Annotated in this window: 12 protein-coding genes; 7 read left to right on the top strand and 5 right to left on the bottom strand. The window is 60.2% G+C overall.

Features of this window, described 5'->3' with window-relative positions; genetic code table 11:
* Positions 1 to 9 precede the first annotated feature (9 nt).
* The 7 genes from casA to cas2e are packed head-to-tail and all read left to right on the top strand — an operon-like array spanning position 10 to position 6232.
* Positions 10 to 1713: a type I-E CRISPR-associated protein Cse1/CasA gene (gene casA, locus CZ338_RS04725; protein WP_087117127.1), complete on the top strand. Its 1704-nt coding sequence runs from the start codon at positions 10 to 12 to the stop codon at positions 1711 to 1713.
* On the top strand, positions 1710 to 2354 hold the full coding sequence (gene casB, locus CZ338_RS04720; protein WP_087117126.1) for a type I-E CRISPR-associated protein Cse2/CasB: 645 nt from the start codon (positions 1710 to 1712) through the stop codon (positions 2352 to 2354). Before casA ends, casB begins: the two co-directional genes overlap by 4 nt.
* A 13-nt stretch (positions 2355 to 2367) precedes the next feature.
* Complete coding sequence (gene cas7e / locus CZ338_RS04715) at positions 2368 to 3540, top strand: type I-E CRISPR-associated protein Cas7/Cse4/CasC (protein WP_087117125.1); 1173 nt, start codon at positions 2368 to 2370, stop codon at positions 3538 to 3540.
* Positions 3540 to 4262 carry a type I-E CRISPR-associated protein Cas5/CasD gene (gene cas5e, locus CZ338_RS04710; RefSeq protein ID WP_087117124.1) on the top strand — a complete coding sequence of 241 codons (723 nt, stop codon included), beginning with the start codon at positions 3540 to 3542 and terminating at the stop codon, positions 4260 to 4262. The genes cas7e and cas5e overlap by 1 nt, the downstream gene beginning before the upstream one ends.
* Positions 4259 to 4960, top strand: coding sequence for a type I-E CRISPR-associated protein Cas6/Cse3/CasE (gene cas6e / locus CZ338_RS04705; RefSeq protein WP_087117123.1), 702 nt, complete (start codon positions 4259 to 4261; stop codon positions 4958 to 4960). The genes cas5e and cas6e overlap by 4 nt, the downstream gene beginning before the upstream one ends.
* A 1-nt stretch (position 4961) precedes the next feature.
* Positions 4962 to 5900 carry a type I-E CRISPR-associated endonuclease Cas1e gene (cas1e, locus tag CZ338_RS04700; protein ID WP_087117122.1) on the top strand — a complete coding sequence of 313 codons (939 nt, stop codon included), beginning with the start codon at positions 4962 to 4964 and terminating at the stop codon, positions 5898 to 5900.
* Positions 5897 to 6232 (top strand): type I-E CRISPR-associated endoribonuclease Cas2e, encoded by a 336-nt coding sequence (gene cas2e / locus CZ338_RS04695; protein WP_087117121.1) that lies wholly within the window; start codon positions 5897 to 5899, stop codon positions 6230 to 6232. The genes cas1e and cas2e overlap by 4 nt, the downstream gene beginning before the upstream one ends.
* A gap of 81 nt (positions 6233 to 6313) precedes the next feature.
* On the opposite strand, the gene CZ338_RS04690 is transcribed toward cas2e, so the two are convergent.
* The 5 genes from CZ338_RS04690 to rplJ form a co-directional block, all read right to left on the bottom strand.
* Positions 6314 to 10315: a DNA-directed RNA polymerase subunit beta' gene (locus CZ338_RS04690; RefSeq protein ID WP_087117120.1), complete on the bottom strand. Its 4002-nt coding sequence runs from the start codon at positions 10313 to 10315 to the stop codon at positions 6314 to 6316.
* 108 nt (positions 10316 to 10423) lie between these two features.
* Positions 10424 to 13921 carry a DNA-directed RNA polymerase subunit beta gene (gene rpoB / locus CZ338_RS04685; protein ID WP_087117297.1) on the bottom strand — a complete coding sequence of 1166 codons (3498 nt, stop codon included), beginning with the start codon at positions 13919 to 13921 and terminating at the stop codon, positions 10424 to 10426.
* A 358-nt stretch (positions 13922 to 14279) separates the two neighbouring features.
* Positions 14280 to 15284: a DUF3068 domain-containing protein gene (locus CZ338_RS04680; protein ID WP_087117119.1), complete on the bottom strand. Its 1005-nt coding sequence runs from the start codon at positions 15282 to 15284 to the stop codon at positions 14280 to 14282.
* Positions 15285 to 15428: 144 nt separating this feature from the next.
* Positions 15429 to 15818: a 50S ribosomal protein L7/L12 gene (rplL, locus tag CZ338_RS04675; RefSeq protein WP_076598042.1), complete on the bottom strand. Its 390-nt coding sequence runs from the start codon at positions 15816 to 15818 to the stop codon at positions 15429 to 15431.
* Positions 15819 to 15888: 70 nt separating this feature from the next.
* Positions 15889 to 16410: a 50S ribosomal protein L10 gene (gene rplJ / locus CZ338_RS04670; RefSeq protein ID WP_087117118.1), complete on the bottom strand. Its 522-nt coding sequence runs from the start codon at positions 16408 to 16410 to the stop codon at positions 15889 to 15891.
* Positions 16411 to 16434 lie beyond the last annotated feature (24 nt).

Genomic DNA, 16434 nt, shown 5'->3' with positions numbered 1-16434 from the left:
AAAAACCAAGTGAGTCACCTTGACAATCACCCGTCGTTCAACTTGCTCGAACAGCCGTGGATTATCTGCGAGACCTCCACTGGCACCGAGAAATTGGGCATTCGGAAAATTTTCGATGGCAGTACAACACCACTTCAAATTCGCGGAGACTCCCCCACTCAGGACTACGCAGTCCGCCGCGTCTTGTTGGCCATCTTCTGGCGGGCACACCAAGGTGCCGCCGCAAATTCCGGTGACTGGGAGCAATGGTTCATTTCAAAACGAAAGGAACTAGTCGAATCCGGGCGTGACGATGTGGCCTTGGAATATTTGGATAAATACCGTCACCGCTTTGACTTACTTGATCCCGAAGAGCCTTTCATGCAGGTCGCTGACCTCGACACCACGAAAGCGACACGACAGACAGTCTCGCGGATCCTGCCTGACTCTGAGCAGGACTATTTCACCATGCGCACACACGAGGGACGCGAAAGTCTCGCGTTCGATGAGGCAGCACGCTGGCTCATCCACACCCAGGCGTACGACTACTCCGGAATCAAATCTGGTGCTATCGGTGATCCTCGGGTGAAAGGCGGGAAGGGCTACCCCATCGGTACCGGGTGGTCCGGGATGACTGGTGGAACAACCATCCATGGTCGCTCACTTCTCGAAACCCTTCTGTTGAATACTCCTGAAGAAGTTCTCTCCCCTAGCTCCGCAGATGACTTGCCTGTATGGGAACGCGAAGCGGATTCGTCTGCCCAACGCAACGATCCCGCCGGAAAACTTGCAAAGCCCGAAGCACCGCAGCCACAAGGTGCCGCAGACTTAGCTACGTGGCAGTCAAGAAGAATTCGTCTATTCACTGAAGGTAACCGAGTGGTCGCGGTGCTGGTTAGCAACGGTGATCAAATCCCGGACGCAGGCAAGAACGTCTTCGGCGACCCGATGACGCCTTATCGCTTCAGCAAGAATCAGACTAAGAAAGGCCAGTTGGCCTTCTACCCCAAGCCATACGACGCACAGCGCACCATGTGGCGTTCACTCGATGCTTTACTTGTTTCCGAGTCCGATGCCGGTTTCACCGGTGCAGATCATGCTCCTAAACGGCCAGACAACCTAGTCAATTTCTCCAGGATCGCGAAACTTCAGCGCTCCAACGAGATTGCCGATGTCAGCATCGTATCGATGGAGTACGGAGCACAAAGCTCCTCAGTCGGCACCGTAATCACTGGAAATATTGGTCTTCCTCTCTCACTGCTGCAGGATGACGGAGTTTCACGAGTTCAACGGCAATACGTGCGCGACGCTGCCGATGTCACCCGTAACGCAGCAACTTCGCTCGGCTGGTTCGCCGGCCAACTTGCTGTTGCTGCTGGTGGAGAATACGAATTCGATGTAGATGCAGCGGACCGTCTGTACACGGTCTTGGAGCCGTTATTTATCACCTGGCTACGCGGCCTAGACCTCGAAAACATTGAGGAGGAAGCAATCTCTTGGCAGGCGCAGATCCGTAAACAGCTGTTTCTGATTGCCGATGAAGCTGTGCGCGGAGCCGGCCAGAAAGCTCTGATCGGCCGTGTTGTGGATTCTGGAGAAGATGGAAACGGCCGCGTAGTCAGTGCCGGATCCTTGTACCGCCATCTGCAATATCGACTCAGCCAGGATCTCCCTCTCCTACGGGAACATGAACAAGAAGCAAGAGCACTGCGACAGAAAGGCGACACCGAATGAGTTCACCAAACCTCCGTTTCAGTGTGGCGAACACTGTAAACCGATTGCAGACAAACTACCTTGAACGACCCGAATCAATAGGCGGTACTGAAGCACGACGAATTTTTGCGGAACTGCGTAAAAGTGCGGCTCGCGAATTCGGCACCGATCCACTTGCTCTCCAGCATGTGCTGAGCATTCTTAGCCCTGCACTAAGCGAGGGCGAGCTCGGCCAAGGAGATGCGCCCTCGCCTTCTGAGGCTGCGGCTTATTACGCGCTCACGCTCTTCGCATCGCACATGCAAAGCGCTGCAACGCCAGCACACTCTGAAGATCGCTCATTTGCAATGGCCTGTGGTCGACTGCAAACCATTAGCGAATCAGGATCGCTCAAAGCACGATTTGACGCTATGCAGACTGCCCGCGAAGAGTCCTCACGTCTCATTCACCTAAGAACGCTGGTCTCGTTGTTGAAGAGCGAAAAACTCGCCTTTGATTACGGCGCATTTGCCGTAGACCTGCGCAGTCTGCAGAACCCAGCACGTCGCGATGGAGTTCTCCTTCGCTGGGGCCGCGATTATGCGGTCGGAATGCTACGCCCATCCCAGCAAGACTCCCCGCTGTCCGACTCCGAATCCTCTGACCTCTCCACCACTAACTAGAAAGGTAAGACCCATGTCCCTCGTCATCGATATCCACGCCCTGCAGACAATTCCGCCGTCCCTGATTAACCGCGATGACACCGGTGCCCCGAAAACTGCTGTCTTCGGTGGTGTCCCGCGTCAGCGTGTTTCCTCCCAATCGTGGAAGCGTGCCATTCGCCGGTACTTTGAAACCCAATTTGATAGTGAGCAGATCGGTGATCGCTCCAAGCGGCTGCCGGAAAAGATTGCCCGTCGTCTTAAAGCTGAAGGGTTGGAGCAGTCTGACGCCATCGCTCGAACTGAGAAGTTGTTCAAGGCTGCGGGAATCAAAACCGAAGTAGACAAGAAGCCGAAGAAAGCCGACGCTGATACTCCGGAGCACAACCCATACCCCCGTACCACGTATCTGATCTTCCTCAGCCAGCAGCAGATCGATCGCGCAGTTGAGGAGCTTCTTGCCCGCGGCGATGAAAAGCTGACTAAGAACGAAGCCAAGGAGATTCTGGATACGAATCACTCCGTGGATATGGCCATGTTCGGCCGCATGATCGCCGATGATGCAGCTTTCAACGTCGATGCCGCGGTGCAGGTTGCCCACGCCATCGGTATCCACAACTCCACGCCAGACTTTGACTACTTCACCGCAGTAGATGACCTTGCTGAAGAAGGCGAAGAGACCGGCGCAGGAATGATCGGTACTGTCCAGATGATGTCTTCCACCCTTTACCGGTACGCAACCGTAAACATGAAGGGGCTGGAGGACAACCTGGGCTCTGCTGAGGTCGCGCGCCAGGCCGCGCAACACTTCATTGAGGCATTCATTGCGTCGATGCCCACCGGAAAGATCAATACATTCGCTAACCAGACCTTGCCTGAGTTGGTGTACGTAACCATTCGCGACACACGTCCGGTTTCACTGGTCAATGCCTTTGAGACTCCGGTACTCGAGGAAGCAAACAGCAGCTACCAGTTCACCTCCGGATCGGATGCGGAACCGAAGCACCGTCGCACCGTCGCCGCTGAGCGACTCGCCCAAGAAGCACGAGATGTTGAGGAAGTCTACGGTTTCACCCCTCAGGCTGCCTTTGTGCTTGGCATTGGGGATCTCTCCGCACCGTTTGAAGGCATTGCTGAGAAAACCACGCTTGCAGGTCTGACGGATCGTGTGGCTGATGAGCTGAAGACCCTGGCTGGTGAGAGCTAGTGCCTCACTCACTTTTGCTCCTTTTAAAGGGGCCAATGCAGTCATGGGGAGATGAATCTCGCTATAAGACTCGCGCTACGGCAACCACTCCGACAAAATCTGGAATCGTAGGTCTCATCGCCGCAGCGCAAGGTCGGCGTCGCACCGACGAAATCGAGGATCTGGCAGCTCTAAAGCTGGCGGTTCGCGTCGACCAATCCGGAAGCCTTCTGCGCGATTATCAGACGGCTCAGCCATGGCAGACAAAGCCAGATGCTTCTGCGCAGCTAGTCACACGGTATTTCCTTTCTGACGCGGCATTCCTGGTTGCTGTGGAATCAGATGACCGAGCACTCCTTGAAAACATCGCCGAAGCACTGAAATCACCTGTGTTTCCCCTCTTCATGGGACGGCGCTCCTGCCCCGTACACCCGGGACTCGTCGTCGGATTAACCGATACGGCTGGTGAACAGGCACTTCGGGATCACCAAACCTGGTACGCGACTGCTCAGCACAAAAAGCAGTCCCCGAAGGATGTCACGCTAGCTATATATCGGGATGCGCTCCCAACTGAGGCAGGTGGCGTGCCCAGGCAGGACGTTCCTCTGTCTTTTGATCCACAGCACCGCCGCTATGGATGGCGTGATGTCATTCGCTGTGACGATGTTGAGATTCATAATCCCGACGGCAAGGAACGTACGTCGCCTCGAGATATTTATTTTGAAACGGTGGTGCAGGCATGAGCACGCTGACACGAATATCTATCAATCCGGCACGGCGTCAAGGGCGAAAACTACTGACAAATCCCCAGGCAATGCACGCAGCTGTCCGGGCTTCGTTCCCACCAGATATCACTGAAGGCGATGGACGAGTCCTGTGGCGCGTCGACCCTCAAGATCACGAATCGGTTCTGTACATCGTTGGCCCGGAAAAACCCACTGGTGCTCTCATCGTTGAGCAAGCGGGATGGGATAACCGGCCAGCGCAAAGCGCTGATTATGATCGTTTCATTAACTCGCTTATGAAGGGACAGCGTTGGCATTTCGAGGTCGTAGGTAATCCCACCTACTCGGTGCCCAATGGGAAACGTGGCAAGATCAAAGCACATGTCTCGGTCCGCCACCAGCTCGACTGGCTGTACAAGCAAGCCGACCGAGCAGGGTTTAAGCTGGCTCCGCGTATCGACGACGAATGCACCGATGAGGAACGTGCCCGTTGGTCTAACAGTGACACACCAATGGTGATGGAACGATGGACTGACGTATTCGGCAAGGGAAATGATTCACGCAGCACCCGGAACAAGGTTCGCATTGCGAAGGCCCGCTTCTCTGGAACTCTTGAGGTCACTGATGCAGAAGCGCTGCGACATGCACTAACTCACGGCATTGGCCGCGCACGTGCTTATGGTTGCGGGCTCATAACCCTTGCACCGGTGAAATAAAGTGACGACGCCACAGGAGTTGCCGGTCACACGCCATGCTTTGGCGCAGATGGGTGACCGCATCTCCTTCCTCTACGTCGAGCGCGCCACTGTCAACCGTGATGGAAACGCGCTCACCATCACTGACCAACGGGGAGTTGCGCACGTCCCTGCCACACAATTAGCGGTTCTTCTCCTCGGACCTGGAACCCGCATCACCTATGCCGCTATGGCCCTATTGGGAGACGCTGGCACGTCGACAGTATGGGTCGGTGAACGTGGTGTCCGTTATTACGCCAGCGGACGTCCCCCAGCGAAATCTTCACGGATGGCAGAGCTTCAGGCTGAAGTTGTGTCTCATCAACGGAAGCGACTGGACTGTGCAAAGCGAATGTACAACCTCCGCTTCCCTGGAGAAGACCTTACCGGTTTGTCTATGGCCAAGCTCCGCGGCCGCGAAGGTGCGAGGATGAAAAAGATTTACGCAGCAGAGGCTGAGCGCACCGGAGTGTATTGGGACCGCAGGAGCTATGACCCCAATGACTTTGATTCCTCCACCCCGATCAATCAAGCGCTCACCGCGGCAAGCGCAGCTCTATATGGCATTGCGCATGCCGTGGTAGCTGGCATGGGTTTTATCCCAGCACTCGGTGTCATTCACACCGGGACCGATCGCTCTTTCGTGTACGACATTGCCGATCTATACAAGGCCGAGATAGCTATACCCGCCGCATTCGACGCAGTAGCTAGCGGGCAAGGGATGCCATCGGTAACCGTGCGGAGGATGGTGCGGGACGCCGTCGTCGAAAAGCGGCTTATGCAGCGGATGGTCCGCGACCTCAAGTTCGTCATGGAAGTCCCGGACGACGAACTCTTCAAAGATGCTGAACTTTTGCTTTGGAGTGAGCTCGAAGTCATTTCATCCGGTGTGAATTGGGCTGAACACGAGGCACTCACATGATGGTTCTCGTGGTCACAGCATGTCCCGCCGGCCTGCGGGGTGACCTCACCAAATGGCTCACGGAGCTCACGCCTGGCACGTTCGTCGGCGCGCCATCAGCTCGCGTTCGTGATCTGCTCTGGGAGCGAACAACTGATTTAGTGCGTGATGGACGTGCGCTGCTGGTGTACTCATCCAATAACGAGCAAGGCATGGAGTTTCGCACTCACCGACACGACTGGGAACCGACAGATTTCGATGGACTCACCCTCATGGTGCGTCCAGCAGCCCCGAGCAAAGCTACACGAAGAACTGGCTGGAGCAGAGCACGGCAGCAACGACGACGCATGTAGAGAACAAAAACCCCGGCCCCTCTCCCCGCTGTGGGCGAAGGAGAGGGGCCGGGGTGTCGTCGATAAGCGGCGCTTAAGCGCTTAGAACTGGTCGAACCCGTACTCGTCGAGCGGCACGGACGCGCCGGTGAACTCGCCGTAGCCTTCGTCGCCGTAGATCGAATCACCGAAGGACGGGATCGAGTAGGCGGCGGAACGAGCGGCCTCGGTCGGCTTGACGGAGATGTTGCGGTAACGGGAAATACCCGTACCGGCCGGGATCAGCTTACCGATGATCACGTTCTCCTTGAGGCCGATGAGCTTGTCGGAGCGCTTGTTAATAGCGGCATCCGTAAGCACACGCGTCGTCTCCTGGAAGGAGGCGGCGGACAGCCAGGACTCGGTGGCCAGCGATGCCTTGGTGATACCCATGATCTCGCTGCGCAGCTCTGCCGGCTCGCCGCCCTCGGCGACAGCCTGACCGTTGATCTGGCGTGCCTCCGACAGGTCCACGAGCGTACCCGGCAGGAACTCCGTGGAGCCCGCGTCGATGACGGTGCCGCGACGGAGCATCTGGCGGATGATGATCTCGATGTGCTTATCGTGAATCGACACACCCTGGGTGCGGTAGACGGCCTGAACCTCGTCGATGAGGTGCTTCTCCACACCGCGGCGGCCAAGGACCTCCAGCACGTCGTGCGGGTCAGCGGCACCGCGCAGCAGGCGGTCACCGACCTTGACCTTGTCGCCGTCACGCAGGGAGCGCTCGATCATGGCATCCGGGTTGGACTCCATCGGGCGACGCACCTGAGCCAGGCCCTGGCGCTTGGACAGCTTCTCGTAGACCACGTCGTCGGAGCCGTCCTCCGGGTGAATGGTCAAAGTCCAGAAGTTGCCCTCGTCCTCCAGCGAAATCTCGCCGGCGACGGACGCGATCGGGGCGCGGTTCTTCGGCACACGGGCCTCGAACAGCTCCTGGACACGTGGCAGACCACCGGTAATGTCGCCGCCGACACCACCCTGGTGGAAGGTACGCATGGTCAGCTGAGTACCCGGCTCACCAATGGACTGGGCAGCCACGATGCCGACAGCCTCGCCGATGTCGACGAGCTTGCCGGTGGCCATGGACTTGCCGTAGCACTTCGCGCAGACACCAGTCGGGGTCTGGCAGGTCAGCACGGAGCGGACCTTGACCTCGGCGACACCGGCCTCAACGAGGGCGTCGATACGCTCCTCGGACAGGTCGCTGCCTGCCTCGAGGATGACGTTGCCGTCGGCGTCGGTTGCGTCGGATGCCAGCACGCGGCCGGAAACGGAGGTCTCGACCAGGTCGTGGCGGTTGAAGCGGCCCGTGCCGGCAGCCTCTGCCACCGGAACCTTGACGCCCTGGTGGGTGCCGCAGTCGTCCTCGCGGACGATGACGTCCTGCGCCACGTCCACCAGACGGCGGGTGAGGTAACCGGAGTCAGCGGTACGCAGAGCGGTATCCGCCAGGCCCTTACGGGAACCGTGGGAGTTGTTGAAGTACTCCATCACGGACAGACCCTCGCGGAAGGACGTCTTGATCGGACGGGTGATGTACTCACCGCGGGAGTTCACGACCATGCCCTTCATGCCGGCCAGCGTCCAGATCTGGCGCATGTTACCGGCAGCACCGGACTTCACAATCATCGGAATCGGGTTGTCGTCCGGGTACAGGTCCTCCACGGCCTGACCCACCTTGTTGGTGGCGTCCTGCCACAGCTCGACCAGGCGGTCGTAGCGGTTCTCCTCGGTAAGAGCACCCTTCTCCCAGAACTTGCGCTCGATGGCCTCCGCTTCCTTCTCGTACTCGTCCAAGATCTCGGTCTTGTTCGGGAGCACGAGCACGTCGGACATGGTGATGGTGATGCCCGAGCGGGTCGCCCAGTAGAAACCGGCGTCCTTGAGCTTGTCCATCGTCTGGGCGACGGTGATCATCGGGTACTTCTCCACCATGGAGGCGATGATGTCGCCGAGCAGCACCTTGCCGGCACCGCCGCCCTTACGCACCATTGCGCCTTCCTGGTACGGGAAGTTGAACGGAAGCATCTCGTTGAACATGATGCGGCCGAGGGTGGTGTCAGCCGTCCACGGCTGACCCTTCTCCCAGCCGTCAGGGAACTGCTCCGCCTCGATCTCACGCGTCGGACGCAAGTGGCTGATGCGCACCTTGATAGGAGCCTGCAGGCCGAGGACACCGCGGTCATACGCCATGATGGCCTCGCGGTGATCGGAGTAGTAGCCGCGTGCAGGGCCGTTCTCGTCGGCCGGAGCGTACGCGCCCTCGCCGCCGATCTCGCCTTCGCTCTTCAGCATGGTCAGGAAGTACAGGCCGGTCACCATGTCCAGACGCGGCATAGCCAACGGCTTACCGGATGCCGGGGACAGGATGTTGTTGGAGGACAGCATGAGGATGCGGGCCTCTGCCTGCGCCTCAGCGCTAAGCGGCAGGTGGACAGCCATCTGGTCGCCGTCGAAGTCGGCGTTGAACGCCTCACATGCCAGCGGGTGCAGCTGGATGGCCTTACCCTCGACCAGCACCGGCTCGAAGGCCTGGATACCCAGACGGTGCAGCGTCGGTGCGCGGTTGAGCAGCACCGGGTGCTCCGCAATGGCCTCCTCCAGAACGTCCCACACCTCGGGGCGCTGGCGCTCCACCATGCGCTTGGCGGACTTGATGTTCTGCGCGTAGTCGTTGTCCACCAGGCGCTTCATCACGAACGGCTTGAACAGCTCGAGAGCCATCAGCTTCGGCAGACCGCACTCGTGCATCTTCAGCTGCGGACCAACGATAATCACGGAACGACCGGAGTAGTCCACACGCTTACCCAGCAGGTTCTGGCGGAAGCGGCCCTGCTTACCCTTGAGCAGGTCGGACAGGGACTTCAGCGGTCGGTTGCCCGGGCCGGTGACCGGACGGCCGCGGCGGCCGTTGTCGAACAGAGCGTCCACGGACTCCTGCAGCATGCGCTTCTCGTTGTTCACGATGATCTCGGGTGCGCCGAGATCGATCATGCGCTTGAGGCGGTTGTTGCGGTTGATCACGCGGCGGTACAGGTCATTCAGGTCGGAGGTGGCAAAGCGGCCACCGTCGAGCTGAACCATCGGGCGCAGCTCCGGCGGGATCACCGGGATCGCGTCGAGAATCATGCCGGCCGGGTCGTTGCCGGAGCGCTGGAACGCGGCGACGACCTTCAGGCGCTTCAGAGCACGAACCTTCTTCTGGCCCTTGCCCTCGGCGATGATGGTGCGCAGCTCCTCGGACTCGGCATCCAAGTCGAAGTTGCGGATCAGGGTCTGGATCGCCTCAGCGCCCATGCCGCCGGTGAAGTAGTCCTCGTAGCGGTCGACGAGCTCTTCGTAGAGGTTCTCGTCGATGATCATCTGCTTCGGAGCGAGCTTGATGAAGGTGTTCCAGATCTCGTCGAGGTGCTCGATCTCGCGCTCGCCGGCCTCGCGCATGTGCTGCATTTCCTTGTCGGCAGCGTTCTGCACCTTCTTGCGGGCAGCAGCGGTAGCGCCCTCGGACTCGAGTTCTGCGAGGTCCTCCTCGAGCTTCTGGGCACGGTCGGCGATCTCAGCCTCGGTGTCCTGCTCGACTTCCTTCTTCTCCAGGATCATCTCCGCCTCGAGGGTGGACATGTCGTTGTGACGTGCCTCCTCGTCGACGGACGTGATGATATTGGCGGCGAAGTAAATGATGCGCTCAAGGTCCTTCGGCGCCAGGTCCAGCAGGTAGCCCAGACGGGACGGAACACCCTTGAAGTACCAGATGTGCGTGACCGGAGCGGCGAGCTCAATGTGGCCCATGCGCTCACGGCGGACCTTGGACTTGGTCACCTCGACGCCGCAGCGCTCACAGATGATGCCCTTGTAGCGGACGCGCTTGTACTTACCACAGGAGCACTCCCAGTCGCGGGTCGGACCGAAAATGCGCTCGCAGAACAGACCGTCCTTCTCCGGCTTGAGGGTGCGGTAGTTAATCGTCTCCGGCTTCTTCACCTCGCCGTGCGACCAGCGGCGGATGTCATCGGCGGTGGCCAGGCCGATGCGGAGCTCGTCGAAGAGGTTTACGTCAAACACGTAAATGCCCTTTCACCTCCCAGAAAGCGGGAGGATTGAAGTTGAATTAATTCTTCGTCTCTAAAGTCTTTTGCTTGCCGACGCACGGCATAAGCGCGCTGGACGCGCCTATGCCGTGTCGGCTGCGGAACCCTCGTCGCGGGACAGGTTGATGCCCAGCGAGGATCCAGCCTGGTCGTATTCGTCGTCGTCGCCGGACAGCTCCATCGGGGTGCCGTCGGTGGAGAGCACCTCGACGTTCAGGCAGAGCGACTGCAGCTCCTTGAGCAACACCTTGAAGGACTCCGGGATGCCCGGATCCGGAATGTTGTCGCCCTTGACAATCGCCTCGTACACCTTCACGCGGCCCACCACGTCATCGGATTTGATGGTCAGGAGCTCCTGCAGGGTGTAGGCGGCGCCGTACGCCTGCATCGCCCACACCTCCATCTCACCGAAGCGCTGGCCACCGAACTGTGCCTTACCACCCAGCGGCTGCTGGGTAATCATGGAGTACGGACCGGTGGAACGGGCGTGAATCTTCTCGTCCACCAGGTGGTGCAGCTTGAGCATGTACATGTAGCCGACAGAAATCGGGTACTTGAACGGCTCGCCGGAGCGACCGTCGAAAAGCACGGTCTTGCCGTCGCCGTCGACCATGACATCGCCGTCGCGGTTCGGCTTGGTATTTGCCAGCAGGCCCGCAATCTCGTCGTTGGTCGCGCCGTCGAACACCGGGGTCGCGGTGAGCGACTCGGGCGGAACGTCGTACAGGTGCTCCGGCAGGGTCTCCAGCAGCTTGGCGTTCGCCGGATCGTCCGGGTTGACGGTCCAGCCGGCCTTAGCCAGCCAGCCGAGGTGAACCTCGAGGACCTGGCCGATGTTCATACGACGGGGCACACCGTGGGTGTTCAGGATGATGTCCACCGGGGTGCCGTCAGCCATGAACGGCATGTCCTCCTCGGGGAGGATCTTGCCCACAACGCCCTTGTTGCCGTGGCGGCCGGCCATCTTGTCGCCGTCCTGGATCTTGCGCTTCTGAGCCACGTAGACGCGGATCATCTCATTCACACCCGGCGACAGATCGTCGTCGTCCTCGCGGGAGAAGCGGCGGACAGCGATGACCTTGCCGGTCTCACCGTGCGGCACCTTCAGGGAGGTGTCGCGGACCTCGCGTGCCTTCTCGCCGAAGATGGCGCGCAGCAGGCGCTCCTCCGGGGTCAGCTCGGTCTCACCCTTCGGGGTGACCTTACCCACGAGGATGTCGCCGTCGCGCACGTCCGCACCGATGCGGATGATGCCGCGCTCGTCGAGGTCCTTCAGCACGTCCTCGGACACGTTCGGGATCTCGCGGGTGATTTCCTCTGCACCCAGCTTAGTGTCGCGGGCATCAATCTCGTGCTCCTCAATGTGCACGGAGGTCAGGATGTCCTGCTCTACCACGCGCTGGTTGAGGATGATGGCGTCCTCGTAGTTGTGACCTTCCCACGGCATGAACGCGACGAGCAGGTTGGTGCCCAGCGCCATCTCGCCGTTCTTGGTGCCCGGGCCGTCAGCGATGACCTGGCCCGCCTCCACACGCTCGCCGGCGGAGACGATCGGGGTCTGGTTGTAGCAGGTGCCCTGGTTGGTGCGCTCGAAGGTGCGCAGCAGGTAGGACTCGCGCTGGCCCTCGTCGTCCATGATGGTGATGACGTCGCCGGTGACGTCCTCGACAACACCCGCGTTCTTGGCAATGACGATGTCGCCGGCGTCATAGGCGGCGCGCAGCTCGGTTCCGGTGGCCACGTACGCGGCCTCCGAACGCAGCAGCGGCACAGCCTGCTTCTGCATGTTCGCACCCATGAGCGCGCGGTTAGCGTCGTCGTGCTCGAGGAACGGAATCATCGCGGTAGCCACGGAGACCATCTGGCGCGGGGAGATGTCCACATAGTCAACATCCTTGGCACCCACGACACCGATGTCGCCGTCCTTGAGGCGGACCTCGATGCGGTCCGCTGTGATGTTCATGTCCTTGTCGTGTGGGGTGGCCGCCTCGGCGATAGCGAAGCGGTCCTCCTCGTCGGCGGTCAGGTAATCGATCTCGTCCGTGATCTTGCCGTCGACGACCTTCTGGTACGGCGTCTCAATGAAGCCGAACGGGTTGACGCGCGCGTAAGAAGCGAGTGCGCCGATCAGGCCGATGTTCGGACCCTCAGGGGTCTCGATCGGGCACATGCGGCCGTAGTGCGACGGGTGCACGTCGCGGACCTCGATGCCGGCGCGCTCGCGGGACAGACCGCCCGGGCCCAGCGCAGACAGGCGGCGCTTGTGCGTCAGGCCGGACAGGGAGTTGTTCTGGTCCATGAACTGCGACAGCTGGGAGGTGCCGAAGAACTCGCGGATCGCTGCGGAAACCGGGCGCACGTTGATCAGGGACGTCGGAGTGATGGACTCCGCGTCCTGGGTGGTCATGCGCTCGCGGACGACGCGCTCCATGCGGGACAGGCCGACGCGGACCTGGTTCTGCACCAGCTCGCCGACGGTGCGGAGGCGACGGTTACCGAAGTGGTCGATGTCGTCGGTGTTGATCGGGATGACAACGCCCTCCGGGGAGGTCATCTCGCGCTCGCCTGCGTGCAGGCGCACGAGGTACTCGAGCGTGGTGGCAATGTCCTCTTCGGTCAGAGTCATCTCACCGTCGTGGTCGCCGCCGAGGCCCAGCTTGCGGTTGACCTTGTAGCGGCCGACGCGAGCGAGGTCGTAGCGCTTTGCACGGAAGAAAGCGTTCTCAAGCAGAGACTGCGCGAGGTCGCGCGTCGGCTGCTCGCCCGGACGCTGCTTGCGGTAGATCTCCAGCAGAGCCTCGTCGGTATTTGCCACACCGTCGTTTTCCAGCGTGGACATCATGATCTCGGAGAAACCGAAGCGATCCTTGATCTGCTGCTCGGTCCAGCCCAGGGCCTTCAGCAGAACGGTCACCGGCTGGCGGCGCTTACGGTCGATGCGGACACCGACGGTGTCGCGCTTGTCCACGTCGAACTCCAGCCATGCACCGCGGGACGGGATGACCTTGACGGAGTGGAGCGGACGCTCGGTGGACTTGTCAATCGTCTCGTCGAAGTAGACACCCGGGGAACGCACCAGCTGGGACACGATGACACGCTCGGTGCCGTTGACAATGAACGTGCCCTTATCCGTCATCAGCGGGAAGTCGCCGATGAAGACAGTCTGAGACTTGATCTCCTGGGTGTCGTTGTTGATGAACTCGGCCGTCACGTACAGCGGCGCGGAGTAGTTGATGTCCTTGTCTTTGCACTCGTCGATGGTGTACTTGACATCTTCGAAGCGCGGCTCAGAAAGAGACAGGCTCATGTTGCCCGAATAATCCTGGATCGGGGAGATCTCCTCCAGAATGTCCTCGAGACCGGACGTGATGCGGGCATCGGCGCCGCGCTCTTCAGCCTGGCGCTCACGCCATTCGGGCGTGCCGACGAGCCAAGCGAAGGATTCTAACTGAACATCGAGAAGCCCGGGCAGGGAAATCGGCTCGGCGATCTTCGCAAACGAGTACCGTTCCGGAGCTCCGGGAATTGTGGCCACTGACTTGGTCTGGCGGGAGACTGCCAAGATGGGTCCTTCCAGCACCTCACGCGGGGCCCGTACACGGCGCATATGCACTGGTCACCCGCTGGATAATTAGCGTTTATTGTTAGCTGCGACAGCTGTGGAAACCCCCGATAGTCCAGAATGCACAAAATCACCTTGTCAAATCAATGTTTTCGCATTGACCCAAGGTTTCTTCATACACACTGGCGACGGCTTCCAGCGCAAGGAGACAGCTTATACCCCCGCTATCTCTTTGTAAAGCGCCCGCGCAGCGAAAAAACTGGTGGACGTTCGCCGCCGAATCCCGGGGCCGCCGCTGCCGCCGACTGGTTCGTGCACCGTTGGATTCGCGGGGAACTCTACCACCTACCGGCGTTCCTGCTGCAACCGACGCAGCTTAGGCGCTTTCCGTCATGGACCGTTGCAATTGTCCGCGCTGCCGGTGCCGCGGCGCCGGTGGCCGGAACGCCCCTGCCAGACCAGCGAGCGCCGTGAGTGCACCGAGGCCCATGACGGTGTACGTGACACCACGCGACACACGCTGGGTCACAGCGGGAAGCTGTTCGGCGAGCGCGCGGGTCTGACCCTCATCCATCTCGGCATCGTAGGAGACGATCGTCCGTACCCTCTTCCCCGAGCGGTCCGCGTAATAGTCGTCGACCCGCTCGTTCATCCCCACCACAAGGCCGGTGATCTGGTCGACGGTGAACTCGCGCTTGGCGGTGTGGTGCCGGAACACCTGCTGCTGTCCCCCGTCAGGCCCGGGAGCCGGCACGGTCAAAGTGTTCTGCGCATCGGCGTACAACGACGCCACATTGGTCGCCGGGACCTCCTGTTCGAAGGTGTACAGCGTGCGGCCGTACTGCTCCGTCTCTCCGGTGAAGCGGGCGGGCGCCGAGGTGCGCAGAGTCGTATCGAACACCTGGTAATCCTGCTGCTCCACGCTCGACGGGAATTTCAGCCACACCCCGTCGACAGGAACCTCCGCCTCCGGCAACGCCATCACAGTGCTCAACTTCGCCGGAGCGACGAACTCGCCGCTCTTGCGGTCCATCTGCAACGACCACGTTGAAGCAGTGAGCAGATTCTCAAAATCGGATCCTTTATCCCCACGCCTCAGGGAATCGCCGATACGGAGTGCAGCTACTTCGTCATTCGCCGGATTCTGCACCGTCATGTGCAGCTGGCGGGTCAGCGGCACCTTTGCATCGGTCACTTTCCCGTCTTCCTTCTCCTCCCCCACTGTCCCGTCCGGGTCCTGGAGCGTCCACGTCGTATTTTCAAGATCCAACGGAAAGCGGGCATCCCCGTTGAGGAATTTCGGGGCCGCGAGTCCCGCGACAATGAGCGCCAAACCCAGTCCGACGAACAGGGCTGAGGTGATACGGGACTTAGGAAGCATGCGAGCGAGTCTACAAGGGCACCCGAACGCGGACGAAAACCAAAGGTTCAACGCTCGTGACGGTGCGGGGCAGGTGGGCAGATACGGCAAAAGCCCCCGTCGCTAAGCGACGAGGGCATGATGCTCGTTGAAGCTTCGAGGAGCTTACTTGAGGGTGACGGTTGCGCCAGCCTCTTCCAGCTTGGCCTTAGCAGCCTCAGCGTCGTCCTTGTTAGCGCCCTCGAGGATGGCCTTCGGTGCGCCCTCAACCATCTCCTTAGCGTCCTTCAGGCCCAGGCCGGAGACGATCTCGCGGACAGCCTTAATGACACCGATCTTCTTGTCGCCAGCAGCCTCGAGAACGACGTCGAACTCGTCCTTCTCCTCCTCAGCCGGGGCATCGCCAGCAGCGCCCGGAGCAGCTGCAACAGCAGCGACCGGAGCGGCAGCGGTCACGTCGAAGACCTCCTCGAATTCCTTCAGGAACTCGGAAAGTTCAATAAGGGTCATTTCCTTGAACTGCTCAATGAGCTCATCCTTGGAGAGCTTAGCCATGGTGGCTTCCTTTCTGTTGTGGCCTTATGCGGCCAGATGTTTGGTGTGCGTACTTGTGATGGAAGTCGCCTTACGCGGCTTCCTGCTTGTCCTGCAGTGCGGCAACGAGTCGTGCCGTCTTGGATGCCGGAGCCTGGAACAGGCCAGCAGCCTTCGCCAGAGAACCCTGGAATGCGCCGGCGAGCTTGGACAGAGTGGTCTCGCGGTTGTCCATCTCTGCGACAGCAGCCACCTGAGCTGCGTCGAGAGCGTTACCGTCCATGTAGCCGCCCTTGATAACGAACAGGTCGTTATCCTTGGCGAACTTCTTCATCGTCTTGGCGGCGTCAACCGTTGCGTCACCCTTGACAAAGGCAACAGCGGTCGGGCCGGTCAGGAGATCATCGAGACCCTCGATACCGTGCTCATTGGCAGCGATCTTCACGAGGGTGTTCTTGGCGACGTGCAGTTCAACGTCAAATCCGAGCTCACCGCGCAGCTCCTGCAGCTGACTCACAGTCAGGCCGCGGTACTCGGTGAGGAAGACAGAGCTAGCGTCCTTGAACTTCTCCTTCAAGGCAGCGAGCTCAGCCGTGTTCTTCGGGTTTGCCATGACACACGCCTCCTTCCCATTACT

The organism is Corynebacterium urinipleomorphum, from assembly GCF_900155535.1.
In the GTDB taxonomy this organism is placed as follows: Bacteria; Actinomycetota; Actinomycetes; order Mycobacteriales; family Mycobacteriaceae; genus Corynebacterium; species Corynebacterium urinipleomorphum.
Note: the sequence above shows the minus strand (reverse complement) of the source record. Positions and strands in the feature narration are given on the sequence as shown.

Excerpts from the sequence above, each read along its gene's own strand:
- casB (WP_087117126.1), top strand. The coding sequence starts at position 1,710 with ATGAGTTCACCAAACCTCCGTTTCAGTGTGGCGAACACTGTAAACCGA.
- cas7e (WP_087117125.1), top strand. The coding sequence starts at position 2,368 with ATGTCCCTCGTCATCGATATCCACGCCCTGCAGACAATTCCGCCGTCC.
- cas6e (WP_087117123.1), top strand. The coding sequence starts at position 4,259 with ATGAGCACGCTGACACGAATATCTATCAATCCGGCACGGCGTCAAGGG.
- cas2e (WP_087117121.1), top strand. The coding sequence starts at position 5,897 with ATGATGGTTCTCGTGGTCACAGCATGTCCCGCCGGCCTGCGGGGTGAC.
- CZ338_RS04680 (WP_087117119.1), bottom strand. The coding sequence starts at position 15,284 with ATGCTTCCTAAGTCCCGTATCACCTCAGCCCTGTTCGTCGGACTGGGT.
- rplL (WP_076598042.1), bottom strand. The coding sequence starts at position 15,818 with ATGGCTAAGCTCTCCAAGGATGAGCTCATTGAGCAGTTCAAGGAAATG.
- rplJ (WP_087117118.1), bottom strand. The coding sequence starts at position 16,410 with ATGGCAAACCCGAAGAACACGGCTGAGCTCGCTGCCTTGAAGGAGAAG.